28 protein-coding genes are annotated in these 26,610 nt (G+C 48.3%); 25 read left to right on the top strand and 3 right to left on the bottom strand.

Annotation, left to right across the window (positions count from 1 at the left end):
• The first annotated feature begins 201 nt into the window (after positions 1-201).
• The 16 genes from WH37_RS27325 to WH37_RS27260 all read left to right on the top strand — a co-directional run bounded on the left by WH37_RS27325 (position 202) and on the right by WH37_RS27260 (position 13,889).
• On the top strand, positions 202-1,464 hold the full coding sequence (locus WH37_RS27325; RefSeq protein ID WP_046233827.1) for a LolA family protein: 1,263 nt from the start codon (positions 202-204) through the stop codon (positions 1,462-1,464).
• Between the two features lie 143 nt (positions 1,465-1,607).
• Positions 1,608-2,801, top strand: coding sequence for an alanine racemase (gene alr / locus WH37_RS27320; protein ID WP_046233826.1), 1,194 nt, complete (start codon positions 1,608-1,610; stop codon positions 2,799-2,801).
• Between the two features lie 231 nt (positions 2,802-3,032).
• Positions 3,033-3,314 (top strand): CopG family ribbon-helix-helix protein, encoded by a 282-nt coding sequence (locus WH37_RS27315; protein WP_046233825.1) that lies wholly within the window; start codon positions 3,033-3,035, stop codon positions 3,312-3,314.
• A 3-nt stretch (positions 3,315-3,317) separates the two neighbouring features.
• The gene (locus WH37_RS27310) at positions 3,318-3,668 is read left to right on the top strand and encodes a type II toxin-antitoxin system PemK/MazF family toxin (RefSeq protein WP_046233824.1); all 351 of its coding nucleotides are present in this window, start codon (positions 3,318-3,320) and stop codon (positions 3,666-3,668) included.
• Between the two features lie 561 nt (positions 3,669-4,229).
• The gene (locus WH37_RS27305; protein WP_046233823.1) at positions 4,230-4,955 is read left to right on the top strand and encodes a CpaB family protein; all 726 of its coding nucleotides are present in this window, start codon (positions 4,230-4,232) and stop codon (positions 4,953-4,955) included.
• Positions 4,955-5,800: a CpaE/TadZ family protein gene (locus tag WH37_RS27300; RefSeq protein WP_046233822.1), complete on the top strand. Its 846-nt coding sequence runs from the start codon at positions 4,955-4,957 to the stop codon at positions 5,798-5,800. Before WH37_RS27305 ends, WH37_RS27300 begins: the two co-directional genes overlap by 1 nt.
• Positions 5,797-7,176 (top strand): ATPase, T2SS/T4P/T4SS family, encoded by a 1,380-nt coding sequence (locus WH37_RS27295; protein WP_046233821.1) that lies wholly within the window; start codon positions 5,797-5,799, stop codon positions 7,174-7,176. The genes WH37_RS27300 and WH37_RS27295 overlap by 4 nt, the downstream gene beginning before the upstream one ends.
• The gene (locus WH37_RS27290) at positions 7,169-8,104 is read left to right on the top strand and encodes a type II secretion system F family protein (RefSeq protein ID WP_231594384.1); all 936 of its coding nucleotides are present in this window, start codon (positions 7,169-7,171) and stop codon (positions 8,102-8,104) included. The genes WH37_RS27295 and WH37_RS27290 overlap by 8 nt, the downstream gene beginning before the upstream one ends.
• Positions 8,105-8,152: 48 nt before the next feature.
• On the top strand, positions 8,153-9,043 hold the full coding sequence (locus WH37_RS27285; RefSeq protein ID WP_046233820.1) for a hypothetical protein: 891 nt from the start codon (positions 8,153-8,155) through the stop codon (positions 9,041-9,043).
• Between the two features lie 40 nt (positions 9,044-9,083).
• Positions 9,084-9,233, top strand: a complete 150-nt coding sequence (locus WH37_RS36110) for a hypothetical protein (RefSeq protein WP_177218068.1) — start codon at positions 9,084-9,086, stop codon at positions 9,231-9,233.
• A gap of 40 nt (positions 9,234-9,273) precedes the next feature.
• The gene (locus tag WH37_RS35805; protein WP_156182391.1) at positions 9,274-9,420 is read left to right on the top strand and encodes a hypothetical protein; all 147 of its coding nucleotides are present in this window, start codon (positions 9,274-9,276) and stop codon (positions 9,418-9,420) included.
• Positions 9,417-9,842, top strand: coding sequence for a hypothetical protein (locus tag WH37_RS27280; RefSeq protein ID WP_046233819.1), 426 nt, complete (start codon positions 9,417-9,419; stop codon positions 9,840-9,842). Before WH37_RS35805 ends, WH37_RS27280 begins: the two co-directional genes overlap by 4 nt.
• A gap of 78 nt (positions 9,843-9,920) precedes the next feature.
• Positions 9,921-10,409 carry a hypothetical protein gene (locus WH37_RS27275; protein ID WP_046233818.1) on the top strand — a complete coding sequence of 163 codons (489 nt, stop codon included), beginning with the start codon at positions 9,921-9,923 and terminating at the stop codon, positions 10,407-10,409.
• A 123-nt stretch (positions 10,410-10,532) separates the two neighbouring features.
• Positions 10,533-11,762, top strand: coding sequence for a M24 family metallopeptidase (locus WH37_RS27270; protein ID WP_046233817.1), 1,230 nt, complete (start codon positions 10,533-10,535; stop codon positions 11,760-11,762).
• 11 nt (positions 11,763-11,773) lie between these two features.
• Positions 11,774-12,253 carry a PH domain-containing protein gene (locus WH37_RS27265; RefSeq protein WP_046233816.1) on the top strand — a complete coding sequence of 160 codons (480 nt, stop codon included), beginning with the start codon at positions 11,774-11,776 and terminating at the stop codon, positions 12,251-12,253.
• Positions 12,246-13,889 (top strand): PH domain-containing protein, encoded by a 1,644-nt coding sequence (locus WH37_RS27260; protein ID WP_177218069.1) that lies wholly within the window; start codon positions 12,246-12,248, stop codon positions 13,887-13,889. Before WH37_RS27265 ends, WH37_RS27260 begins: the two co-directional genes overlap by 8 nt.
• 52 nt (positions 13,890-13,941) lie before the next feature.
• Here WH37_RS27260 and WH37_RS27255 read toward each other — a convergent pair whose 3' ends face one another.
• Both WH37_RS27255 and WH37_RS27250 read right to left on the bottom strand, forming a co-directional pair.
• Complete coding sequence (locus WH37_RS27255) at positions 13,942-14,586, bottom strand: GNAT family N-acetyltransferase (protein WP_046233814.1); 645 nt, start codon at positions 14,584-14,586, stop codon at positions 13,942-13,944.
• Between the two features lie 2 nt (positions 14,587-14,588).
• Positions 14,589-15,152: a hypothetical protein gene (locus tag WH37_RS27250; RefSeq protein WP_046233813.1), complete on the bottom strand. Its 564-nt coding sequence runs from the start codon at positions 15,150-15,152 to the stop codon at positions 14,589-14,591.
• A gap of 145 nt (positions 15,153-15,297) precedes the next feature.
• Between WH37_RS27250 and WH37_RS27245 the strand changes: the two genes are divergently transcribed.
• From WH37_RS27245 to WH37_RS27210, 8 genes are all read left to right on the top strand, one after another.
• Positions 15,298-15,900: a TetR/AcrR family transcriptional regulator gene (locus WH37_RS27245; protein ID WP_046233812.1), complete on the top strand. Its 603-nt coding sequence runs from the start codon at positions 15,298-15,300 to the stop codon at positions 15,898-15,900.
• Positions 15,901-16,051: 151 nt separating this feature from the next.
• Positions 16,052-16,432 (top strand): hypothetical protein, encoded by a 381-nt coding sequence (locus tag WH37_RS27240; protein ID WP_046233811.1) that lies wholly within the window; start codon positions 16,052-16,054, stop codon positions 16,430-16,432.
• Between the two features lie 168 nt (positions 16,433-16,600).
• Entirely contained in the window at positions 16,601-16,888 is a 288-nt protein-coding gene (gene gatC / locus WH37_RS27235) for an Asp-tRNA(Asn)/Glu-tRNA(Gln) amidotransferase subunit GatC (protein WP_046233810.1), read from the top strand.
• 67 nt (positions 16,889-16,955) lie between these two features.
• On the top strand, positions 16,956-18,413 hold the full coding sequence (gene gatA / locus WH37_RS27230) for an Asp-tRNA(Asn)/Glu-tRNA(Gln) amidotransferase subunit GatA (RefSeq protein WP_046233809.1): 1,458 nt from the start codon (positions 16,956-16,958) through the stop codon (positions 18,411-18,413).
• Positions 18,414-18,760: 347 nt separating this feature from the next.
• Positions 18,761-20,206, top strand: coding sequence for an Asp-tRNA(Asn)/Glu-tRNA(Gln) amidotransferase subunit GatB (gatB, locus tag WH37_RS27225; protein WP_046233808.1), 1,446 nt, complete (start codon positions 18,761-18,763; stop codon positions 20,204-20,206).
• Positions 20,207-20,380: 174 nt separating this feature from the next.
• Positions 20,381-22,300, top strand: coding sequence for a DUF4097 family beta strand repeat-containing protein (locus tag WH37_RS27220; protein WP_143088674.1), 1,920 nt, complete (start codon positions 20,381-20,383; stop codon positions 22,298-22,300).
• Positions 22,301-22,371: 71 nt separating this feature from the next.
• The gene (gene perR, locus WH37_RS27215; RefSeq protein WP_046233806.1) at positions 22,372-22,800 is read left to right on the top strand and encodes a peroxide-responsive transcriptional repressor PerR; all 429 of its coding nucleotides are present in this window, start codon (positions 22,372-22,374) and stop codon (positions 22,798-22,800) included.
• Between the two features lie 116 nt (positions 22,801-22,916).
• A complete protein-coding gene (locus tag WH37_RS27210) occupies positions 22,917-24,638 on the top strand; it encodes a glycosyl hydrolase family 18 protein (RefSeq protein ID WP_231594389.1) in 1,722 nt (573 codons plus the stop codon).
• Between the two features lie 197 nt (positions 24,639-24,835).
• Here WH37_RS27210 and WH37_RS27205 read toward each other — a convergent pair whose 3' ends face one another.
• Positions 24,836-25,186: a YgzB family protein gene (locus tag WH37_RS27205; protein WP_231594383.1), complete on the bottom strand. Its 351-nt coding sequence runs from the start codon at positions 25,184-25,186 to the stop codon at positions 24,836-24,838.
• A 151-nt stretch (positions 25,187-25,337) separates the two neighbouring features.
• On the opposite strand from WH37_RS27205, the gene WH37_RS27200 reads away from it, so the two are divergent.
• Positions 25,338-26,213 (top strand): nucleotidyltransferase-like protein, encoded by an 876-nt coding sequence (locus WH37_RS27200; protein ID WP_046233803.1) that lies wholly within the window; start codon positions 25,338-25,340, stop codon positions 26,211-26,213.
• The last annotated feature ends 397 nt before the right edge of the window (positions 26,214-26,610 follow it).

Here is a 26,610-nt window from a genome sequence, read left to right as displayed (position 1 = left end):
TGTAAGGCGGTCCTTCGTTTTCCGTAACGGACCACAGTCCGTTCAGCATACTAGCCTTTAGGCGGGCATCAACGCGACAAATGGCGGGGGAACATCGATTGGTTTTAACAGCCAGCTTGTCAAACTAGTCCGCATAAATGTCCAAGTTCCCTCATACACATGAATCAGATGGCAAAACATTGTGAAGAGGGGATGATTTTAATGCGTCGCATGACATGGGCCGCGGCAATGATATTATGTTTTTCACTCGTATTGGCTGCCTGCGGGACGAAGGATGCCGAGTCCGTGGTGAAGGATCTGGACAAGGTAGTAAATGGGCTTGAGAGCTATCAAGGAAGCGGGACAATGACACTGCATACGGGACAACAGCCGCTTACCTACAAAGTTGAAGTTTCCTATCAGAAGCCGCAATATTACCGTATCAAGCTAACCAATGAAGAAAAAGACATTACCCAAATTGTACTGCGCAATGACGATGGCGTTTTCGTCCTGACGCCACGCCTCAATAAAGTGTTCCGCTTCCAGAGTGATTGGCCGCAAAATCAAGGCCAGGTTTATTTGTACCAGACGCTTGTGCAGAGCATTCTGCTTGATAACTCGCGCCAATTTGCTTCTGAAGAAAGTGCCTACGTCTTCGACGTCATGGCGAACTACAATAATGGTTCACTGGCGCGGCAAAAGATTTGGCTCGACAAGTCGAGCTACAAGCCAGTCCATGTCGAGGTCAGTGATGCCAATGCTGCGCTTATGGTCGAGGTGCAGTTTAATACGTTTGAATTTGGCTCCAAATTCGATAAAAGTGTATTCGAGACAGAAGCTAATATGAAGTCGACGCCATCAAGCAGCGGCACAGGTGACCAAGCGACTTCGGCTATGCCAGAGGATAATGCCAATAACAATGGCACGGACAATAATCAGGCTGCTGGCTCAAGCAATAATGCAGGCGGGCAGAACGATGTAGACAGCAGTACAGGCAGCTCAGGCAGCTCAAGCAATGCTAATACGGATGCCAACTCGGAGCAAAACACCGACACTGAACAAAACGTGGATTCAGATCAAAATACAGATGGCAGCTCGAATGCCGGCGAGGATGCCAATGAGACAAGCGCGCTGCCGGATGATGGCGTGTTCCTGACGATGGCTCCGACTTATTTGCCGGAAGGCGTAGTGTGGAAAGACAGCAGTGATGTGGAGTTCGCTGGAAATCCTGGCCAGCTGACCCGTTACACAGGCGTTTACGACTTCTCTCTCATTCAAACGCAGCCTCACGATCAAGCAGCCTCGCTCGTACCGGGTACTTTAGTGGATCTTGGCTTTACGTGGGGTGAGCTCACCTCAGGAGCCGAGCAGCAAACGCTCAGCTGGACTTATGAAGGTGATCAGTTCAGGCTTGCAAGCGCTACGCTGCCAGAAACCGAAATGATTAAAATTGCTCAATCCGTGCAATCAGGTGTCGATAAATAGGAAGAACTCTGAATTTCCAAGACGTGCTAATCAAATCCGGCGGCCATTTCATTGACAGTCCTGACGGCAACGTATAACATTAATACTATTGATGTTTACTGGCCTTAATGTATGGGGCTGCCGGATAGGAGAAGGTGAACGACTTGGAGGGGTATTATCGCCCAACACGGGTAGAAATTTCTTTAGATGCGCTGCGTCGCAATTTAAGCGCGTTTCGAGCGCATATGGGCGAGGGCGTACGCCTGATGGCTTCTGTGAAAGCCAATGCTTATGGCCATGGAGCGGTAGAAATTGCACGCGAAGCTGCAAGCAGCGGAGTAGATTATTTAGGGGTTGCATTTCTGGATGAGGCATTGGAGCTGAGACGGGCAGGCATTTCCATCCCTATATTGGTACTCGGCTATGTTGCGGCGGATGCGCTGTGGCTTGCACGAAAGCATGACATAACGATTGCCTTGTTTCGTGAGGATGTTTTGGAGGCGGCGTCCAAGCTGCCAGCTCCGGATGAGGATCATATTAACGATAAGCTAAAGGTTCATATTAAAGTTGATTCCGGCATGGGACGGCTTGGGCTAATTGGAGCGGATGCGGCTATCCCTTTTATTGAAAAGGCGCTTTCCGTTCCCCAGCTTGAAGTCGAAGGGTTATTTACCCACTACTCGCGTGCGGATGAGCATGACAAAAGCTATACGATTTTGCAGCACGAGCGCTTTCAGGAAGTCGTTCGTTATGTGCAGCAGCAGGAGCTGCCGATTCCGATCATTCATGCGGCGAACAGCGCCGCAGGCATGGATACGCCGGAGCTTGCAGGCAATATGCTGCGACTTGGCATCAGTATGTATGGCCTGTACCCTTCGGATGAGGTGCGCCATGATGAGCTGCAGTTGGAACCGGTATTGTCGCTTAAGACGGAGATCGTCATGGTGAAAAATGCACCTTCTGGCTGGGGCATCAGCTACGGCGCCCGTTATGTGACGGAGGGCGAGGAGCGGATTGGTACGCTCCCGATTGGCTATGCCGACGGCTTTAGCCGGATGCTGACGGGCAAAGCGCAAGCGCTCGTTCGTGGCGTGAAGGTTCCTGTCCGCGGGACGATCTGCATGGATCAATGCATGATTGCTCTTGATGCGGCGGCAACAGAAGCTGGAGAAGTCGTAGAGCAGGGCGAAGAGGTCGTACTCATTGGCGAGCAGGGCAATGCGCGGATTTCTGCAGAAGAGGTTGCGAAGCAGCTCGGCACGATTAATTATGAGGTGACCTGCATGCTGGCTGCCCGTGTGCCGCGTGTCTATTTGAAGGATGGAAAGGCGCTATCCGTCGTAAATCCTTTAATTTGACAGCATGAGCGCTCGGGAAAAATTTCAAATGCCATTTTTACGCAAAAAAAGAGGGTTTTCACCATTTGTCTCGAATTAATGCTAGGTCGGGTTTAAAGACGCTAAAGTACGTCATGTTCGTACAGCATATTTGATATATCGCTGACATAGATATGTTGAAGTATAGAGGGGCCTTATTATTGCAATAATGTGTATTAAAGGTTGTGGAAAAGTTTTGGAGGTGCTTGTTCGGTGGCCAATGTGCAGAACACCAAGAGGATCATGATTAGCTTGCCGGATCATTTACTGGAGGAGGTTGACGGTATCGTAGCTAAGGAGAACTCTAACCGCAGTGAATTTATTAGGCAGGCTATGAAGCTGTACCTTGTGGAAAGAAAGAAACGGCAAATCCGCGAGTCCATGCAGCGTGGGTATCTGGAGATGGCGAAAATCAACTTGAACATGGCCTCGGAAGCTTTTCAAGCGGAGGTAGAGGCTGATCACACGCTCGGCCGTCTTGTAAGCGGGGTGTAGAGCTTGATCGTAAAACGTGGAGACGTGTTCTTTGCTGATCTGTCACCTGTCGTCGGATCGGAGCAGGGAGGAGTGCGGCCTGTTCTTGTCATTCAGAATGATATCGGCAACCGGTTTAGTCCGACCGTCATTGTGGCGGCCATTACCGCGCAGATTCAGAAGGCGAAGCTCCCTACACATGTAGAAATGAACGCGGCTGCACATGGCTTTGACCGGGATTCCGTCGTTCTGCTTGAGCAGATTCGAACGATCGACAAACAGCGGCTGACCGACAAAATTACGCATTTGGATGATGAAACGATGCGTAAAGTTGATGATGCGCTGCTGATTAGTGTGGGCCTGATTGATTTTTAAAAATATAAGCATTTATAAGGTTCACCCTTATAATGGGCTTATATTTCACCCTCGAAACGGTAGCTTTGCCGCCAGACGACGGCGACAGCCGTTTACGCTTGAAATATAGAGAAAGGATAGCGTTAGGATATCCTTTCTCTATATTTCTCGGAATGAAACGCGCCGCGCCGCCAGAGGATGGCGACAGCCGTTTCACCTTGACGTATAGGAAAGTATATGAATTTGCTCATCCTTTCTCTATACGTTTCGTCGAAACGATGGCGTCTATAGAAAGGACGCCGTCAGGCGTTTCTTCTTAACGGGCTAAATCCTGCGTAAATGCGCTTTTTTATAGCATCGTTGATGCTGTAGGAGAGCGCATTTGTGCATGAGCCGCGCTTGAAATTTTATTTTAAAAAAAGATGGACAAGAAATGTTTCCTTTGCTATTATGTGGTTAATCAAGGAACAAACCAATTATATATGAGCAATATTTAGCGAAGAACGCTAGTAGTTAAGCCTTTTACAGGCTGCTGCTGCGTTCTTTTTTTGTTGTCTGCTAATGGCTCGGAAGGGAGAAGGAATGAACAGGAAAAGGAATATTTGGATCAGTGTGCTGGCTGCGCTGCTCTCGGGTGCGCTTGTATACGGCCTGTTTCAGATTCAGCAGCTGCAATTGCAGCGTCAAGAGTTGGTTGCTGTCGTCGTACCCAAGCGCTTTATCGCTGCTGGCGTAACTTTGATGGCAGGGGATCTCGCCTATCGGTATGTGCCGAAAGCGGCTTATGACAATGGGATGCTGCTGGATGTTGCGACTGCTGCTGGAATGGAGACGATTGTACCTCTTGGCACGCAGGAACCGATTCTCGGTTGGAAAATCGATCGCTTTCACCTGCTGCCGGGCAGTGGCGAATCGACCTTTCAAATTCCGCGCGATTATGTACGCTCCATCTCTAATGGCATTCGCGCCGGAGATAAGGTCGTACTGTATTTATCCGGTGAGGGAGAAGGCTCCGGCCGCTTGTTCAATCAGGCTGTTACGGTTGCTTCAGTCAAATCCTCAGGCAATATCGAAATCGATAACATGGAAGATCCGAACCTGCTCTCTCTAGCAGATGGGGATAAGGAAAAGATGTACGCATCGCGTCGTGAGGCCAATGGCATGATCGATTATATTAACCTCAATCTTACCGAGGGGCAGTGGCTCGAAATAGACGGCTATTGCAAGGATGGGAGCCATAAGCTTGTCATTGCTTTCAGCCCGGAATCGCTTAATGTTGCGGATGAGACTAAGGAGGATCAGCCTTGATGGAACAGCGAATTCCTCTCATTGCCTTTGTTGGAACGACGCCTAATATTGGGACAACGACAGCTGCTTTTGCGGCGGCGTACCGAGTGGCCGAAGCCAGCGGCCTGCATGTCGGGTATTTATGTCTGCATCTTAAGAGCGCGAAGCTCCATCGCTACCTTGGCATCAAGGAGCCGCAAAGCACGCTCGACAAGCTGCGGCCCGAGCTGCAATCCGGCTCGCTGACACCAGGAAGATTGAAGAGTGCTATGCATAAGGTCGAAGGAAGAGGGAATTTGCGAGTATTGTTCGGCAATGTAGTGCGCGATCAGGCAGAATTTTTCACGCCCGAGGAGGCCGAGCATTTAATCCATATTGCAGAGCAAACCTTTGAGGTGCTTTTTATGGATGTCAGCGCTTATTGGGATAATGCAGCTACCGTTTGTGCATTGCGGCTGGCGAGTACACGGATTGTGGTTACGACTGGTGCGCTTTCCCATTTTCAGGAGGATGGGAAACGCTGGATAACACAAATTTCCCCGTTATTCGGCTTAACAGCTGATCAATACAATACCGTTATTATACAACCCCCATGGGGCAAAGGAGGCTATCGAATGAAAGATATTTGCAAGGAAATGGGAACGGTGAAGCTGGGTGAAATGCAAATGACGAAGGATACCTTTATACACTTGGACAGCGGCAAGCTTGGTCAATGGCTGGGGGAGGATCAAGTAGGCAGGACGGCAATGAAGAAACCATCGCAGCAGTTAATGGAGCGATATGACATCCGGACTGTAACGCCTGCGTTTAAGCTGCAGCCATGGTACCGCAAGCTGCTCTCGCATCGCAATGAGGCCCGCTCTTGAAGGCGGGGGGAAGCCGATTCTCGCCTTTCGATTATTCAGCCCAGTTGAGAGTGGGGGCAACTGGAAGCCCGGAGGGGGAGGCTGGAGACGCGCAGCTGCCTGCTTCGTCACATGCGGCGGATTTTGACAGGCTCGCTGATGAGATGAAAGCTTTTTTGGCCGCGCCGCGCGGACTGAACGATGAGGAGCGCAGACAGTACAATGAGACGCTGAACCGGGCTGTACTTGGTTTTATGCCGGAGCGGGAGCAGATTTATGCGGTCATTAATGATCGGCTGCGGCGTCTGCGCATCCATAACCAAGATGGTTATCAGCATCCCTATCAATCGCTTGCTGAAGCTTTATTCGCCGAGGTTATTGGGCTGAATGTGCTGGAACTGGTTTTGCAGCATAAGGATGGGCTGGAGGAAATACAGGTCGTAGGCACGCAAATTTATGAGGTTCGCAGTGGCGAGGCTGTTATATCGCAGCATCAATTTGCAAGTGTCCGCGATGTTGAGCGCATCCAAAGCAATTTGGTGCTTTATAATAACGATCGCTTCACCCCGCGCAAGCGCTGGGCGGAAGTGATGCTGAGCGACGGCTCGCGCGTCACCATGACAGGATTCGGCTTCACCTCGAAGCCGACGCTGACGATTCGCTTTTTTACAGTTACAAGCTTTGGGCTAGCTGAACTTTGCGAGCCGGGATACGGAACGATAAGCCAAACGATGCTTTCGATGCTGCAAGCTGTGCTGCAAGCGAGATTCAATCTCATTATTATTGGGCCGACGAATTCCGGCAAAACCCATTTAATGAAGGCGCTAATTGCGAGCCTGCCGGATGAGGAGCGAATCATTACCATTGAAGGGCGCTTCGAAATGATGCTCGGAAGGGATTTCCCGGCAAAAAATATCGTCGAATACGAAGCCGACGAGGATGATCCGCAGCACCAGGCCAACCGGGCGTTCAAATTAGCCCTCAGGCAATCCCCGCAGCGCATCGTGCATGCGGAGATCAGGGACAGCGATGCGAACATTTATGTAAGAGCCTGCACTAGAGGACATTCCGGCAGTATGACAACGGTGCATGCGAATGCGCTGGAAGATGTGCCGGAGACGATCACCGATATGTGCATGCTGGATGGGCGGGGCATGAACCCGGAACGACTGACGAAACGGATTGCCGAATATGTTGTGGAGATTGGGATTGAAATGCGCAACATCAAGGGCCGGCGTGTCGTATCGCGCCTTGCTGAAATAGGCTGGGCGGACAACGAGGTGAAGGTACGCGAATGGGCCGTTTATGATGAAGCGCTGGAACAGTGGCAATATCCGCAGCGCCCTTCGCAGCGAGCTAGGCAGAAGCTGGCGAGGGGAGGTTTGTTTTTTGACTAGGCTGTATGTTCTTGGAGGCGGTGCGCTGCTGTTTTTATTCCTGTTTATTATGCTTGCTGCGCTGCTTGTCATGTGGATGGAGAGGCATGAGCGGTTAGCGAGGCTGGCCTATCGGCAGCGAGGGCGATTCCGCCATCGGCTGGAGCAGCGACTGCAGCGGATGGACAAGCTCTATCGTCCGCTTGCCGATTTATTGGAGGTGCTCCATATCAAGCTGCAGCCATCGGCATTTTTATGCTTGTCGGGATTGCTGCTGCTGACCGGGCTGACGGCTGGCGGATTGTTTTTTCAGACGGTAAAAGGCACCTTGTTGTTCGGGGTTGTGCTCGGCTGCTTGCCGTATACGGTGCTGCGGGCGCTGCTTGTCCAGCGTCAAATGCAGACACAGGTCGAATTTTTGCCCGCCATTGAGCTGTTTTACCAATGTTATTTAGTAACCGGCGGGGTACAGGTGAGGGCAGCACTGCAGCGAACGGTCGATGAAAGACGGCTGCTCGGCCCGATGAAAAATGTTTTTGAGCAGTTGTATCGCAATTTGTCTGTCCGTGGTGATGATGAAGCGAGTTTGCGTATTTTTGCTGCTTCGCTAGGTCATACGTGGGCAGATTATTTCGCTAATATTTTGCGTGTTGCGCTTGCTGAAGGAGTGCCGATGGCGGATGGACTCAAGGATTTACTCTCAGATATGCGCAAGGCGCGCCGCGCGAATGAGCAGGAGCGGAATCGGCTGCTGGAAATCCGAATTGCTAATTTTACGCCCGTGTTGTTTCTAGCTTTATTTATTGGCATCAATTTGCATTATAACGAGCAGAATGCCTACTACTATTACGTTCTGGACCCTAGGGGCAGAGATATGCTTTTAAATGCGCTGCTGCTCATTTTTGGATCCTTTCTAATGGGACTATGGCTATCTCGCAAAAAAATGTAGGCTGCTTTACATGACGTATTTGCAAGCAGAAAAGGAGGCAAGGCTACGATGCATCATTGGGTGGAAGGAGGCGTGCGCGCAGGAGCGATGGCTGCCCAGTTTATATTCGGGTTTATTGCAGCGGTCGCTATACTTAGGCTGCTGCCGCAAAAGAAGCCGCGTTGGCTGCATCTCACCGGAATCAAATGGCATTCAAGAAAAATACCGGATAACTGGCTCAGCAAGCTCAGGCTTTCAAGGGAACAGCAGTGTTTCGTTGACCGGGAAATGCTGCTTGCCGGATGCGGGGTGGAAACAGATCCCGGTTGGTACGTAGCTGCTCGAAAATTGCTGCTCATTGTATTGATGATAGGCATTTCCATCTGCGTACCCGTAAGTGCGGGACAGGGTCAGGGCAGCAAGATGGCATATTTATCAGCATTGCTCGTTTTCTGCTGGATTATGCTGGTGTGGGATTTGCCATGGCTGCGAATGCTGCGCAAGCTTCGATCGGAACGCATGACGAAGGAAATTTATGTGATGAGCAATCAATTGCTTTATTTGGCCGATTCGTCGCTGCATATTCATACGAAGCTGACACGCTGCATCCCATATACGAGCACACTTCGCGGCGATTTGGAGCGGCTGCTGGCGGAATGGTATCACGATGCCGAACAGGCATTGCGTCAATTCAAGCTCAGAATGGGAACGGATGACGGCATGAGCTTTGTAGAGACCATTGATTCGCTTCGCATTGATGACAGCGAGGAGTATTATATGCTTTTGCGTGACCGTATTCAGGAATATAAGGAGAAGCTGGAGCTTGCCAAAGACAGCCGCAAGGAGACCGCGTCGTATTTGCTGTTTATGCTCGCTGGCGTTCCTATTTTGTATACGTTTCAAGTTTTCATTTACCCATGGGTGATGGAGGGACAGAAGCTGTTCGCATCATTGGGTTGAGGACTATGCAGCGACTACATAACAAGGAGGTGAATTCGCAATGCGCAATATTTTAATGACCGTCATGCTGTTAGTTGTCGTTATTTTGCTTTTCAACGGCATTATCGCTAAGGATACGACTGGCACTAGCAGCCAAATCCAAACGCAAGGAGACGCTGCCAATGAAAAAATCAGCAAGCTGTTGCAGTAGTTTGCAAGCCAGCATTAGCGGCAAAAGAGGAGGAAAGGCGATGCGTACCCTGCTGGCAGCGATATTGCTGCTTGTGACGATTGTTATGATTTACTCTGGAGTTGCAGAAGGGGATCAGGGGATGAAAAAACAGCTTGAACGCTCTGGCGATGCCACAAGCAGCTATATAAGGAATATGAGCCCATGAAGAGCATTTTAGTATTCGTGCTGTTCGCGACGATTTTATGCTGGCTAATGTTCTCGCCTATTTATAAGCATGTGCTGATTGTACGACAGGCAGTGCTACAGCAGGAGGTTGATTATTTGCTTGAAGTCGGGGCGAGTGGCACGCATGGCTACATCAGTCCAGAGATGCTGGAACAGTCGCGTCAACGGCTGGCGAAGTTCGGAATGAAGCCGGAAGCGCTGATTTTTGAAGTGGCGGCCGATAATGGCGAGCAGGCAACGAATTCGGCTATGCCATTGCTGCGAGGGACGGGCTTGATTGTTCTGCTCAGCTATCCCTATGAGGGGCTGTTTCAATTGGATCGCTTAATCGGCGTGGAGCCGCCTAATGAAAATGGCAGGCTGCGCGCTACAGGCATCAAAATGAGCGAATATGTGCCTTAAAGGGCTGCAATTTCGGCTACTAAGGTGAGTGGATAGCTGAATGACAGAATGAGTGAACAGGTGACAGGGAGTTATGCTATGTATAAGCTGACGATAATTGTGCTGATGATGACGATCTGGCTCATGCTGCACGTCATGCAGACAGATGAGGAAATTGCGATGAAGACGCTTTTTCAGGGCAAGCATGCGCTAAACCGCGCCGTTCATGCGGCTGCACAGCAGGTGGATAAAGCTGCACTGGGAGACGGTGTCGTCCGCATAGATCCGTTGGCGGCTGAAGCGTCAGCAAACCGTTATTTGCAAGGCAACCTGCAGCTTGATGCAGCAGGGAAACCGCTTGGCAGCTCCTTATTGAAGGAGCCGGTTAAGGTTGTGGTTTTCGATGTTATTAACAATGAACACACTTTTCCGTATCAATACGTAAATGCACAATACAGCTATGAAGCTACGCTGCGCCGTCCGGGAGTTGTCATGATCATAAAACTTGTGAACCCAAGTGTGTTCACAGCGCTTAAGCCAATAGAATGGACGATTAAAGGCGTGTCCGAGCTGACTTTTGATTTTTAGGCGTATGGAAAGGAGAGGTTGATCATAAAAATGCCTGCGGCAGTTGTCCTGCAGTTGACTGCCATTTGTAAAATTGTTCTAATGAAGGGGAGGGATAAATGATTTCGGGAGCTGAGCATAACGATGGATAAGACAACTATAACGAGAGAGATACCTGATGACTTGGTTCAGGAGCGCATAAGCAAGCTTCAGCTGGAGATGGGCAAGAAAGCGATTGACGGCATGCTGCTAACGCAAAATATAGATTTGTATTATTACACTGGCTCAATGCAAAATGGTTACGCATTTGTTCCGGCCGAGGGCATGCCCGTGTTTTTCGTCAAACGTAGCCTGGAGCGTGCAAGACTGGAAACGCTGATTGCTGTAGAGCCATTAGGCTCATTCCGCCAATTTGGACAGACGCTCGCAGAGCGTATTCCACAGCTGTTTAAGGCGGGAGGTTCTGTTACTGTGGCTGCGGATCTTGATGTGCTTCCTGCACAAACCTATTTTAAGCTTAACCAGTTGCTGCAATCGGCAGGGGCAGTCGAGCTGGTAGACGGTTCAGCCCTTATTAGAGGACAGCGAATGATTAAATCGCCTTGGGAAATCAAGCGAATTGAAACAGCAGCGAAAGCTGTAGATGAGGCGCTAGGTGAAGCTTTAAATGTGTTAAAAGAGGGCATTACCGAGCTAGCCTGGATAGCCCGAGTAGAATATGAGCTGCGGCTTCGAGGACATATCGGCTTGATGCGTATGCGCGGCTACAATCAGGAAGTAGCGACAGGGATGGTGACGTCAGGAGCTGCTGCTGCCGTGCCTACTTATTTTGACGGTCCGGCAGGCGGCCTTGGCTTGGGGGCTACTTTTCCGCAAAGCGTCAGCCACAGAGTAATCGGACGCAATGAGCCTATACTCATTGATGTGGGCTGCTGCATTGACGGCTACATTATCGATCAGACGCGTACTGCGGTTATTGGACAGCTTTCAGAGCAGCTTGCTCATGCTTACCGAACGTCTGAGGAAATGATGCGCGCAGCGGAAAAAGGCATGGTTCCCGGGACGCCATGCTCTGAGTTGTATATCGCTTCACTTGATCAAGCGGCTGCTGCGGGGTTATCTGCGCATTATATGGGCTTTGGCCTTGATCAAGCGAAGTTTCTCGGACATGGTATTGGCCTTGAAATAGACGAATGGCCTGTGCTGGCCCGCGGTTTCGATCTGCCGCTCGCTTCCGGGATGGTGCTTGCAGTTGAACCGAAATTCACTTTTCCAGGGCAGGGTGTTGTTGGAGTGGAGAACAGCTATGTAATTACTGACGGCACGCCCCGCCAGCTTACACGTACGAAAGAGCAGCTAATTGTATTGCCATAGGGGGATGAGAAATGAATCGGGCTTTAACGCAGAGGGTCGATAGGGACTATGTAAAAGTAAGCCGGATTGAGGCAGCTATTGCAGCGGCAATTGGTTATTTAATCGTATCCGGTTATGGGGTATTGGCCATAGCGAAAGAGTGGACTCTTATTCCGTTATGGATCGGGCTTGGTGTCGTTACAGCTTACAGTGTATTAGATATTTGGGTAGTGCCGAGCCTCCGCTACCGACGTTTTCAATATGAACTGTTTGAGGAAGAGCTTGAGCTTCAATACGGGCTAATCATTATTAAAAATGTACTCGTTCCGATGGTGCGTGTCCAGCATGTCGAGCTGGAGAGCGGACCGCTCATGCGCAAGTTCAAGCTGGCGAGCGTAGCGGTTGTAACGGCAGCCACGACCCATCGCATTAAAGGGCTCAAGCTGGTAAAAGCAGAGGAGCTGAAACGGAAAATCGGACAGCTGGCGAAAGTGGATGATCAGCATGAATAATCCGCGAAGACTACACAAAGTATTTGTTGTTTTTACGCTGTTCCAGTTTATTAAAGGATTATTGCCGCTTATTTTTATTACGCTGCTTAGGAAATCAGGGTTCCTTGGTCTGGAGTGGTATTGGTATGCAGGAGCCGCGGGACTGATTTTACTGGCATTGTTTTTCGGCTGTCTAGAATGGCGAGCCTTCACTTACACGCCAGAGGCAGACCGCATTGTCATTCGAAAAGGCGTGTTATTCAAGGATGAGAAGACCATTTATTATGGACGTATACACTCCGTCAATGTGGAGCAACCGTTCCTGCAGAGAATACTTGGTGTTGCAGAGCTCAAAATCGAAACGCCGGGTGGCGGAAAAAAAGCAGATGGTATATTGCCGGCGCTAACTGTACGCGATGCAGAGCAGCTTCGCCAGCAGCTATTGTCCCGTCAGCACCAAACGGCAGACAGGGCTGCTCAACAGGCAGACGATAGCGACAGCAAAGTCAGGCTGGATAAAGACATCGACATGTCGAAGCATGGAGCTAACGCAGTTCCGATGGAAGATGCCCATGGCTTTTCAGCGAATAGCGGGTTAGGCAGCTTGAATCAAAGCGCAAACGGCCTTTCTGAACAAGAAAAGGGAGCAAGCCACACTATTCATCAGTCCAGTTCTGGCCAGCAAGCATCTAATGGGGGAGACAGCGCGTATTTTCGACTGACAAACGGACAGCTTCTGCTGGCGGCAGCCACTTCAATGAATTTAGGTCTTGCGCTTGCTTTTATTGCGGGTATTTATTCTTTTGCTGATGATTTTCTGGAGAAATTTGCTCCAATGCGAATATTCGAAATGCTGTATGCGGAATCAAAAAGCTTGGTGCCCGGCTATGTCATCATCGGCATTGCTGTCGCCGCAATTTGCGCTTTGGCAGCGGGTTGGGCACTATCACTCATTTTGTACATTATTAAATACAGTGGATTCACCGTTCATCGGGAGGGTAAGCGAATATCGGTATCATACGGTATGCTTGACAAAAAGACCTATCTATTTGATCCGAACAAGGTACAATCCGTCATCATTGAGGAGGGTATCTTTCGGCAAATGATAGGTTATGCCCAAATTAAGCTTCAAGTTGTCTCGTCTGACAAAAATGAACAGCTCATGCTGCATCCTTTTGTGTCCGTAAGGGAGCTGGAGCATGTTATTAGCCACTTTGTGCCCCAGATGAAGCTAATGGAGATAAACGCACACGCTCCTAAGCGGGCATTGCTTTATTATATGCGCATCGAGCTGGCGGTTGCTCTCGTCCTCTGCGGCGCGGCAATCGGCTTCTGGCCTACAGATGGCCTGTGGTCGCTGATGCTTATACCGATTGTCTACTTATGGAGACGGGCATGCCATAAAGCTGCTGGAGTAAGACTGGAAAATGGCCAATTAATACTGCGCCGACGTAATTTGGCAAGAATCACCTACCTCATACGCCGACCGCAAATTGTCGCAATGAAGGTGAAGCGGAGCTGGGGGCAGCAGCGAAAAGGGTTAGTATCATTGGGCGTGCGCACGATGGGAAATGCGAGTGATTACACCGTAGCTATTCTTGACCATAACGATGTAGAGCCCGTATGGAACTGGTTCAGCAGGGAACAACGGCAATAACGTGGTGGCAATAAAGTCTATCGTGATAAGGATTCTGGCTCAATATGTCCGCTCAGGTTCGCTGTCCTTTTTGATAAAACATGCAATAGACAGGCAAATGACCGATTTGTAATTCCCGGCTTAATGTAAAGGCGAACCGGCGATATAAATTTACATTGTCAATGTTTTCTGTGTCCAAAGCTACGCCATGCGAATAATCATCCGCGAGTGCCGTTTCTAATACATGCAGCAGTAGAGCTTTCCCAATTCCTGTGCCTTGAGCATCGGGCTTTACGCCAATCATAATAAGGTAGTGATGCGGCAGGGCTGGTGCAGCGGTGCGGGTGACTCTCATATAGGCATTAAGCTGGCCCAGCGATTTACGGGATATATGTGTTAATAAAGGAAGAAGCCTTCCAAACAGCAGCAATCCGCCATATATTTGTTGAAGCTTGCTAGTGTGCGGCGTCTCAATGACGTATGCGCCAAGCAAGCTTTCTTTTTTATAAATACCCCATATTTCTTCATTCAGAAGGAAGCTTTTATCAAAAATAAAGGACAAGAAGGCCTGCATGTTTTTATTTGCTCGATTATCAAGCTTTGGATCACCAAATAAATGGATAAACAACGGGTCTTCTGCAAAGGCGCTGCCCATGACAGAAAGGAAGGAGGCCTTATCTGACTTGGTAAGCCTGACAACATGATAGGCATGACTCATGTCTAGCTATCCGAACGCTGTAAGACTTTGCCGTAATGGTCGACAGCGAAGCTGAACAGCACCTTCAGCATGAATAGCAAAAAAATAATGAGCATATAGGGCTCCAAATGTGGCAGCATAGGCATAACGCCCATCCCTATAGATAGAAGCAGGCCCGCAACGAACAGCTGTGCATGCTTGCCAATTAGAGCATTTACAATGAATGCGCCTACGATGGTGTAGAGCCACACGCTAACAGCATGAACGATTGCCGTGTTCAATAGCAGCGCAACTGCCACAATATGAACATGGATGGCTATAAATACGGCTCGATTGATTTTTCGACTTGCATAAAAGTTGCTCGTTGAAGTGGTGAAATTAGCAAGACAGCCTGAAAAAATATCGAAAATCAACAATAAAGCCAAAACGCTGCGCCAAAATGGCAAGCCTGCTGTAAGCTCTGGAAAACTTACATATAACGCAGCAGTCAACAAACCTCCAAAAAGCAAAATGGTTAAAATCGCGATTAAGCTCTGTTTCTCACCGAATACATCATGCAGAAATGAAGGGATTTTTAATGGTCTCAACGTTTCTCCTCCTAATTATGTAGTTATTATATTGTTTTACTATAAAAACATTATAACTGTGGAGAGGATAATCTTCAATAGATTTATACTAGTATAATTGATTTACTCTAAAACTTCTATTAAACTACATAATGAGGTGGAAAAAATGAACGGCTTCGAACGAAGGAAGCAGCAAAAACTTGAGCAAATCTATAGCGCAGCTTTCCAACTGTTTTTTAGTTTTGGCTTTCAGAAGGTTAGCGTGAATGAAATTGCAGATAAGGCGAAAGTGTCGCCAGCAACCATTTATAATTATTTTAAAACCAAAGAGCAGCTCTATTCCGATATGCTTATGGACTGGATGAATAAGCAGTTGGAACAATATGAGCGAATTTTGGGTTCAGAAAATCCTTTCCCCGAGAAGACGAAAGAAATAATGTTATGCGAGGCAAAAAATTTAAAGCTGCTATCCAATGAGTCCCATCAGGCGGCATTTTCGGGACAAGTCGAATTCGTCCGTTTAATGGAAGAATATAATGAGCGGAAGGTTATGCCTTTTTTTAAGCGATTTGTTGCGATGGGTAAGCAGGAGGGCTATGTTCATTCTGATATTAGCGAAGAGATGATGATGCTTTATTTTACGATGTTTAAAAATGAACTCGGACGGCACTGGGAAACCTCAAATCAAGCGGGCGGAAGCATCCTGAGTGTGGAGCAGCTCGTGGAATTTTTTTTCTACGGATTATCCAGACAAGGGCGAACACCGTAAATTGAATCATAATTAGCGGCGATTCTTCACTCGCTGCTTTTGATGGCTCGCGGTCGGCAAAGGGTCAGTTTCAATCCCTATTGGACACCGCTACTATTTTTTAGTAGGATAATAGTTATAGGTTAGCGTCCGATAGACAGGAGTGAAGACGATGCTTAGTTTGGGAGTTAAGGTAATTATAATATCTGATCATTTTGAGCAAAATCTTCCCGTGGGGGAATATGGTTATATAATTGCTTACGACCGCAATGCCGACAACGTATTTGATTACGTGGTGCGCGTTCCGGCCGCTAATCGCAATTTTTTGCTGCCGGATGAGGATGTGGAGCTGGAGGAAGTTTTGCTTCAAGAAGAGGTTGACCGCATCGAACGCGAATCGCTGATCGACTTTGCGCTGGCTACTCATAATGAAGAGCTGTTTAAGCGTATAATGAGAGGCGAAGAGTCCGCCCCGGAAGCGGAGCCAGCTGCTGCTGAAGGCCAAAGCCAGAAGGATTTTATAAGGCAGGTTAATTTGAAAGCGTGGATTTAATAAGCTTCTGCGAGATGACCCTTCCGCCAGGTGCGGGAGGGTCATCTGCTGTTAATGAGTATTGCAGAATTTAAGCATGCTAGCCCGTGTTTGCGTACTTTGTCAAAATGTGATTCTAGGCTATAATAGAAAGAATGATTGCAGGCTTAAGAAGGGGGAGGAACATTCATGAGCATTACGATTAAAGATGTCGAGCATGTTGCAAATTTGGCTCGCCTTGAGCTGTCTGACGAGGAGAAGGGTCAATTCACCGAGCAGCTTAATGCGATTTTAAAATATGCAGAAAAGTTGAACTCGCTTGATACAGAAAACGTCGAGCCGACCAGCCATGTGCTGCCGATTACGAATGTGACGCGCGAGGATATTACACATGAATCGCTGCCGATCGAGAAGGTGCTGTTGAACGCGCCTGATGAAGAAGACGGCCAGATTAAAGTGCCAGCCGTATTGGAATAGTCCGCATGATCAAGCGCAATAGCCTTATATGCTTGCTGCGCTTTTATATTGAAGGGAGGAACATGTTTTGTCACTGTTCGATTTGCGTCTTCAGGATGTACATAACAAGCTGAGCCACAAGGAGCTTTCCGTCACCGAACTGGTTGATGAATCCTTTGCTCGTATTAAAGCAACAGAAGCTTCCATTCAAGCGTTCCTTACGCTTAATGAAGAGGGAGCTCGCCAGCATGCAGCCGAGCTGGACAAGCAGCTTCAAGCGGGAGCTGAACGCGGCTTGCTGTTCGGCCTTCCGGCTGGAATTAAAGATAATATCGTTACCGAAGGCTTGCGCACAACATGTGCCAGCCAGTTTCTAGACAACTACAATCCGATTTATGATGGAACGGTTGTCAGCAAGCTGAAATCGGCGCAATCCGTCACGATCGGCAAGCTGAACATGGATGAGTTCGCGATGGGCGGCTCGAATGAAAATTCCAGCTATTATCCGACTCGCAATCCGTGGAACACGGAATATGTGCCAGGCGGCTCCAGCGGCGCTTCCGCTGCTTCTGTTGCTGCGGGTCAAGTTTATTTCTCGCTTGGCTCCGATACGGGTGGCTCGATCCGTCAGCCAGCAGCTTATTGCGGCATTGTCGGTCTTAAGCCAACGTATGGCCTTGTTTCCCGTTTTGGACTTGTCGCTTTCGCTTCATCGCTTGACCAGATCGGCCCTTTGACGAAAAATGTTGAGGATTCCGCATTTGTGCTGCAAGCGATTGCTGGTTATGATGCGAAAGACTCTACTTCCGCGAATGTAAGCATTCCTGACTATACGTCTGCCTTGACAGGGGATGTCAAAGGTTTGCGTATTGCGGTACCGAAGGAATATTTGGGAGAAGGCGTTGATCCAAAGGTTAAGGAAGCGGTTTTGAATGCACTGAAAGTGTATGAAAGCCTTGGCGCAACATGGGAAGAGGTTTCGCTGCCGCATACCGAATATGCCATTGCTGCTTATTATTTGCTTGCGTCTTCTGAAGCTTCCTCCAACCTGGCGCGTTTTGACGGCGTTCGTTATGGTGTCCGTGCAGACAATCCGGCGAACTTGATCGATCTGTACCGTAAATCGCGCAGCGAGGGCTTCGGTCCAGAAGTTAAGCGCCGTATTATGCTGGGAACGTATGCGCTTAGCTCCGGCTACTATGACGCGTATTATTTGAAAGCGCAAAAAGTGCGCACGCTCATTAAACAGGACTTTGACCAAGTATTTGAAAAATACGATGTCATCATCGGGCCAACTGCCCCGACAGCAGCGTTCAAGCTTGGCGAGCAGGTCGGCGACCCGCTGACGATGTATTTGAACGATATTTGTACGATTCCGGTCAGCCTTGCAGGCGTTCCGGCGATCAGCATTCCTTGCGGCCAAGCGGAAGGCTTGCCAATCGGATTGCAAATTATCGGCAAAGCCTTCGACGAGTCGACTGTTTTGCGCACAGCCCATGCTTTCGAGCAAAATACCGAATTCCACAAGCTGCGTCCGCAGCTCTAATACATTCAGCCTTGCAGGGCTAACCTGTGATCTTTGCCTGTAGGGATATAGGTTTTCTCATTTAGGTTTTACCTTGCTATAAAAGCCAGCTTGCGAAGCGATTTTTACTTAATGGTTGCCATAGAAGCTAGATGAAAAAGGCAAGCGGAGTGAAAAGGTTGGACTGTAGAAGCGTAAGCGTTCGCCTTTGCCCTAGAATTTTACCGCTAAGCGGGATTGATTCGAAAAATGCTTGGGCAACAGCGATCGTAAGCCAACCTTTTCGCGCAGCGCAGATCCTTTTTCAGCATGTTCTATGTGCCCTGTTCAAGTAACCTCGCCCAGCAAAATTCTAAGGAGGATTAACGATGTCTGAAGCGACTCAATATGAAACGGTAGTCGGGCTGGAGGTGCACGTTGAGCTGCACACCAACAGCAAGATTTTTTGCGGCTGCTCCACCGCTTTCGGAGCTCCGCCTAATACGCATACCTGCCCGGTCTGCCTCGGTCATCCCGGCGTGCTGCCGGTGCTGAACAAGCAGGCGGTTGAATACGCGATGAAGGCTGCAATGGCGCTCAATTGCACAATTGCTGATGTCAGCAAATTTGACCGTAAAAACTATTTTTATCCCGATTCGCCTAAAGCTTATCAAATTTCGCAATTCGATCAGCCTATCGGCGAGCACGGCTGGATTGATATTGAAGTTAACGGCGTTACGAAACGAATTGGCATTACCCGGCTGCACTTGGAAGAAGATGCGGGCAAGCTGACGCACGTTGATGGAGGTTATGCCTCTCTCGTTGACTTTAACCGTGTAGGCACGCCGCTCGTTGAAATTGTTTCCGAGCCGGACATTCGTACACCTGAGGAAGCGAAAGCTTACCTAGAGAAGCTGAAAGCGATTATGCTTTACTGCGAAGTATCGGATGTGAAAATGGAAGAGGGCAGCCTGCGCTGCGACGCAAACATCAGCCTTCGTCCTTATGGACAAGAGAAGCTTGGTACGCGCGCTGAGCTGAAAAACATGAACTCCTTCCGCGGTGTTCAACGTGGCCTTGAATATGAGCAATGGCGTCAGGCCGAGGTGCTGGACGGCGGCAATAAGGTTGTTCAAGAAACTCGCCGCTGGGATGAGGCGCAGGGCAAGACGATTTCGATGCGCGGCAAAGAAGAATCCCATGACTATCGTTATTTCCCGGACCCTGATTTGGTTCGCCTCTACATCGACGAAGAGTGGAAAGAACGTGTCAAAGCTTCGATTCCTGAGCTTCCAGATGCACGTAAAGCCCGCTATACAAGCGACTACGGTTTGCCATCCTATGATGCTGATGTCATTACTGCATCGAAGAAAATGGCAGACTTTTTCGAAGCAAGCTTGTCCTATACGAAGGATGCGAAAGCTGTATCCAACTGGATTATGGGCGATCTGCTCGGGTATTTGAACTCGAACAGCCTGGAGCTGTCCGATGTGAAAATTACCGGACAAGGGCTAGGGGAAATGATCGGATTGCTGGAGAAAGGCACGATCAGCAGTAAAATCGCCAAAACGGTCTTCAAGGAAATGCTGGAATCCGGCAAGCTGCCGCAGCAAATTGTTGAAGAGCAAGGTCTCGTACAAATTAGCGACGAGGGGGCAATCATTGCCATCGTCGATAAAATTATTGAAGCGAACCCGCAATCGGTTGAGGATTTCCGTGCGGGCAAGGAGAAGGCGATCGGATTCCTGGTCGGCCAAATTATGAAAGAAACGAAAGGTAAGGCGAATCCAGCAATGGTTAACAAAATGCTGCTGGAGCGTCTGCAGCAAGCCTAATTAAGCATAATCAACAGGCAAGCTGATTGATGCAAATCAAGCAAGAGCTGTCCACAAGCTGGACGGCTCTTTTTTTTGCATTTTCATGCAAAAGTCTTATCAGGCGGGCATCTATGGTACAATAATAAGCAATAAACTTGCACATACGGAGGACATGTTTTGCAGGAGCTTGGGATGAAAACTGGACGTAGGAAAAGTCGACTGTTTACGGTGCTGCTGGCCTTTCTATGGCCAGGAGCGGGACATTTATATACAGGAGAATATACGAGAGGACTGCTGCTTGCCGCTGGAATTTTACTTGATGGCGGCACCATTGTCCGTCTGGCGGATGCCGATGGTGCGAAGCATTTGCTGCTTATTGTGTATTTAGGGCTTGCACTGCCTGTATTTTATTTTATTAGCGTCTATGATGCGCTGCAAAGCTTGGATCGGCGAACGGAAACGCAGTCCGGTTTAAAGCTTAGGGACGGCATACTCATTATGGTCGCAGGCATTTTGCTTATGCTGCTGCTTATGCTTCGGCAGCCGACCGCGCTGTTCACTTGGTTTGACGAGGCTGCGAATTATGCGGTAGGCCCTGTACTCGGGCTGATTGCCATTGGGTTGGTTTTGCGCCAGCGGCTGGCAGCGGTGTTTCGGCTGGGGAGCTTCACAGCTGCTTTATTCATTGCTGCTGCAGGCGGGCTGCTGCTGTGGGATGAAATGCACAGCAGCAATGTTTTTGCGCTGATGCGCTATTGGTGGCCTGCGCTGTTTATATGTCTAGGAGGCGAGCTTGTCGCCTACAGCCTATTGCAGCGGCGGACGCGGAAGCAATTGCGGCTTGATTTTATCGGAAGCATGGCAGCGGTCGTCATTGCGGGCTTTGGCTTTTTAGTAACGCAATATGCGGATTTGCCTTTTCGCTGGATTGATCAATATGTCGATTTGAATGGCGCACAGGATTACGGCGAGGAAAAAGGCTTTCATTATCAGAAAGAAGTGCTTATCGTTCCGATAGAAGAAAAGACGACAGCTATTCAGATTTACAATGTGAATGGAAAAGTGACGTTGCAAAGCGGAAATAATGATTTTATCAGCATTGATACCGAGGTATGGGTTGATGTCGATGATGAAGCAGAGGCTGATAAAATGGCCGAAAAATCGAAGATCGAGGCGTCATCAAGCGGTGAAAAAATCACCTTGCAGGCCAAAAGCAGCAGCTACGGGGAGAACGGAACACGTAAACCGCGGATCAATATTACCGTAACCGTGCCGCGTTTGCCGAATGTTCAGGTGGAGGAAATTGCCGAGCCTGATCTTGAGCTTGAGCCGGACGATCAGGCTGCTTTGGAGACTAGTACGCCAGATCCAAGCCCGTCTGATAATGTGGAACAAGCCTCGGCCTCGGCTTCGAACACGATATTATCAACACCTGCTCCAGAGCAGTCGCCACAACAAATGGAAGAGCAGCAGCAAGATGAACAGCCGATGAGACAGCTTTCTGTACTCGTGCATACCGATAATGGACCGATTAAAGTCAAAAACCTCGATGCTCCCGGAGGTGTGGAGCTCTCCAGTGATACAGGTGAAATTTTAGCAGAAGGAATAAAGGGCAGCGTTCAGGCGAAAGCGAATAATGGAACGATTACTCTTCGTCATATAACGGGCGATGCGAGTATAACCTTATTAAATGGGGCTGTTACCGCAGCTTCTATTAAAGGGAATGTATTTGCAGAAGCGACCAACGGCGCCTTGAAGATGACGAATATCTCTGGAGATATAGAGGCCGATACGAAAAATGGAAAAATCAACATTAATGAAGCTAGCGGCTCCGTAAAGGCTGCTACCTTGAATGGCGGCATAGAGCTGGCGAGCTCGGTAGTCGGCGGTGACTGGGATGTCGATAGCTCCGTAGGGGAAATTAAACTGACTGTCCCGCAGTACGGCAGTTATACGGTGTATGGATCGGTCACATTTGGAGCAATTACAACGAATTTGCCGCTCGAAGTCAGTAAAAAAACGGTGCGGGGAACGATTGGAGACGGCCAATACCGTCTGCAAATTAATGCCAATAACAGTATTGCCATACAGCATAGCGTCGCGGAGCAATAGCCGCATTCATTGACAAATCATTTTGAAAACACGTACAATAGTTTTAACTACTAACGAAAGGCGTGAGGGGAATGGGAGCCGTCAATGCAGCATTGCAGCAATTAAAAATGAATGGTGTCCGTATGACCCCGCAGCGTCATGCCATTTTAAGCTATTTAATGGAATCGATGACTCATCCGACAGCCGATGAAATTTATAAATCACTGTCGCCTAATTTTCCAAGCATGAGCGTGGCGACCATATATAATAACCTACGGTTATTTGTAGAAGCGGGGCTTGTTAAGGAACTGACATATGGGGATGATTCCAGCCGCTTTGATGCGGATACATCGGAGCATTATCATGCCATATGCAATGACTGTGGTCAAATTGTTGATTTTGAGTACCCACCTTTACTTGAGGTGGAGCGTGTCGCATCGCAGGAGACTGGTTTTATCGTGAAAGGGCATCGAATGGAAATTTACGGTTCCTGCTCTACCTGTGCGGCGGCTAAGAAATAAGAACTAAGAATCAAGAACTAATCAAACCTAACAAAATGATGGCGTGCAGGGAAGCGTTCAACCGCGGATATGCACGCTTTCGTCTTTTATAAAGGAGTGCGATACGCTTGGAAACTATGCTTCGCCGAACTCCTCGTCGCCGCAAGGGCAGTGGGGCTCGGAATATACTTCTCTTTTTTATAATTATTTTGGCAGTAGGTGGGGGTTGGTTTGTATACGACCGCTATATTCCTAATTTTAAACAAATGGTTCCCGATTATGGGTTGGAAAATCCAATCGTCGTTCATGGCGAAGTAATGAAGCAAGGTGCCATTATTGAAAATAACGAGGTGAAGCTGCCGCTTCCTGTGCTTCAGCAGGTACTTGGGGCAGACCAGCCTATACGCTATGAAGCGGATAGCGGATCGATTATTTTTACAACAGCGAATAAGGTGCTGCGTTTGCAGACAAATTCCTTGACAGCGACCGTGAATCGCAAGCCTTTTGACTTGACGATTACAGCTGAGGTACAGGATGATGTCGTTTATATTCCGATTACGCCGATTGAGGAGCTTTACGGTTTGCAGACGGAGTATGTTGCAGATTCGGGCGTTGTCACCCTGCTTCAGTCTGGTGGAGCTATTCAACTTGCGGAAGCGAAGCGGGAGAAAGGAGCGGCTATACGGACAGAACCTACTATTAGGGCACCGATTGTGGAGAAGGTTGCACTCGCGAGCAAGCTCAGAGTTTGGGGAGAACGCGATGGCTGGCTGCACGTTCAGGGGCCGGATGGACATCCTGGCTATATCGCTAAGGATAACACCGCGCTCACCAGCATGGAGCAAATTGCACCTAGCGATAACGAAACGGATTTTGTTGCTTGGAAGGTTACAGGCAGCAAAATCAATCTGACCTGGGAGGCTGTTTATCAACGCAAGCCAGATCCAGCCACAATTCCGGAGATGCAAGGCGTCAATGTTGTCAGTCCAACCTGGTTTGAGCTCCAGGATGCGAATGGCACAATTAAAGGTAAAGCAGATCCAGCGTATGTAAAATGGGCCCAAAAGCAAAAAATGCAAGTATGGGCACTCTTTAGCAACGGGTTTGAGCCGGATCGGACGAGTGCCGCACTGGCGACTGTAGAGACGCGTTTTCATATGATCCAGCAGTTGCTTGCATTTGCAGAGCTTTATCATTTGCAGGGCATTAATGTTGACTTTGAGAATGTTTATACGAAAGATAAGGAAAATCTGGTTCAGTTCGTCCGTGAGCTGACGCCTCTGCTTCATGAAGCGGGCCTGGTTGTATCTATTGATGTGACGCCTAAGTCTAACAGCGAGATGTGGTCTGTTTTTCTCGATCGTAAAGCGCTTGGCAAAGTTGTAGACTACATGATGGTGATGGCTTATGACGAGCATTGGGCGACAAGCCCGGTTGCGGGTTCGGTCGCTTCGCTGCCTTGGACGGAGCAAGCTTTGAAGAGAATATTGGAAGAAGACGGCGTTCCTGCAAGCAAGCTTATATTGAGCATGCCGCTATATACCCGTATTTGGACGGAGACCGAAGAGAATGGCGAAACCAAGGTTAGCTCTAAAGCGCTCGGTATGGATAAAGTGAAAGAAATCATTACGCAATATAAGCTGAAGCCTGTACTCGATAGTGATGCTGGGCAGCATTATGTGGAGTATAAGGAAGAGGAAGCGCTAAAACGCATCTGGATTGAGGACGAGCTGTCGATCAAAGCTAGAGTTGCGTTGGTTAAAAAGTACGGGTTAGCTGGAGTAGCGACATGGCAGCGCACTTTTCAAACGAACGCTATTTGGGAAACGATTGATACCGCTTTGAATAAAAAACCGTAAATTGCAATGATAACAATACAATCTTATTAAAAAGAAGGCCATCGCGAGTTCAGCGGTGGCCTTCTTTCATTGCAAATATAAGAATTTAAAAATTTGTTCTTATAAACTAGCTTCTGTTTCTGTGTGAAAAGGGCGTTGCCCCTTTTTGGTGGCAACGCCCTTTTGTGCTTATGTAACTTATTTTTAATAGCAGCGTATTATTCGGAAGGTGCATGGGTGGCTTGCGCCGGATCGAGTGTCAGAATCGTTTTGCAGAACATGCAGCGATCTGTTTTGCCGAGCATTTTCGTTGGGCGATTACATTCTGGACAGGTTAGCATCGTTGCACTGGTTGACATCATGCCTGCCCAGAAATAAACGGCAACGCTAACGAGCAAGGAAATCATCCCGATAACCATAAAAATCGCGGCAACGATTTTACCAGCTTGTCCCCAAAGAACGATTCCGGCTGTGCCGAGAATCATAACACCCATACCGACGAGTGTGAAAATCAGCCCCCACAGACGAAATTCGTTTATTTTCGCTGACTTGAAAAAAAACTTATTCACTTTGTCCATCCTCTCCATGGTATTCTTATTAAAAATCAGACGGTTTTTCCATCCATGTAAGCAGGAAACTGTCTCGGCTTTGTCGAAATAACAAACACCGTAGATTATTATTATATCTTAATCATATTGGATTAGCTATACGGAGGCCCAAGTGAAACATATAAAAGAACATTTCATTCAAACGCATCAATCACAGCCAGAGCTGCTTGGTCTAATCGCAATCGAAAACTCTTTTGCTTACAGTCCGTTGACCGAAGGTTTGGATTTGCTCCTTCTTGCGATTGTAGAGCAGCCTGCTGTTCAAAGTATTGAGCATGTCCGCATTGAAGGCAAGCATGTGCTGATCCGCAGTGTGAGTGTAGGTCAGCTGGAGCAGTGGATGGCAAGCGGGGAAAACAAAAGTATTATTCAATGGATAGTTCGGGGGGAGATACTGTTGGAGCGCGACAGCCGTATAAGCGATATTCGTGAGCGCATTATACAATTTCCGGACGTCATGAGGGAGCAAAAGCGGTTTGTAGAATTCTCTGGCTTTCTGAGAAGTTACCTACAGGCCAAGCATGATTACGAAGGGCGTAATATATTGGATGCTTACAGCAACATTTTAACTGCTCTGCATCACTGGGCGCACATTGTATTAATTGAAGAAGGGCAGCATCCGGAGCTAACTGTGTGGCGTCAAATGCGCCGAGTACATCCGGGGGTGTACAAGCTTTATGAAGAATTAACGGTTAGCCCTGAAACGCTGGAGCAGCGTGTACAACTCGTTATGCTCGCTTGTGAGTTTACGGTAATCAATAAAATGAAGGACTGCTGCTCCTTGCTCTTTAATATCATGATGAGCCGGGAGGAGCCATGGAGTATCAGCGAGCTTCAGGAGCATGAGAGAATTAAGGCCCTTCATGTCGATTTGTCCCTGCTTCTGCAACGATTAGTTAAACGCTCGCTTATTCGCGAGGTTGCGGTGATGGCAGCAAGCGGAGATACGGAGGCGTTGGAGCTTCGATATATGACGCTGGCTGTATAAAATAGAACGGCAAAAGATACCCAAATCGCTTGTTTCAAGCGGAGGGTATCTTTTTTTGAAATAGGGCTTGACTAATTTTTGAGAGCTGTGATATATTAATACACGCCGCTTTTGAAGCAAGCAAATAACTTGAATCGACAAACAAAAAAAATGTCGAAGAAAAGAAAAAAAGTACTTGCAATTGAGTAGGCAGTCATGGTATATTATAAAAGTCGCCGCTGAGAGAAAACGCGGTTGACGCAAAAAGAATTAGCAAGAGAAATTGTTCTTTGAAAACTGAACAACGAGTGAAACTGCCGCATTAACTTAAGTTAATGTAAAGCGATACAAAAAAGTAATGAGCAAGTCAAACACCACCTAAATGGAGAGTTTGATCCTGGCTCAGGACGAACGCTGG

The organism is Paenibacillus algorifonticola, from assembly GCF_000971975.1.
Lineage (GTDB): Bacteria > Bacillota > Bacilli > Paenibacillales > Paenibacillaceae > Pristimantibacillus > Pristimantibacillus algorifonticola.
Note: the sequence above shows the minus strand (reverse complement) of the source record. Positions and strands in the feature narration are given on the sequence as shown.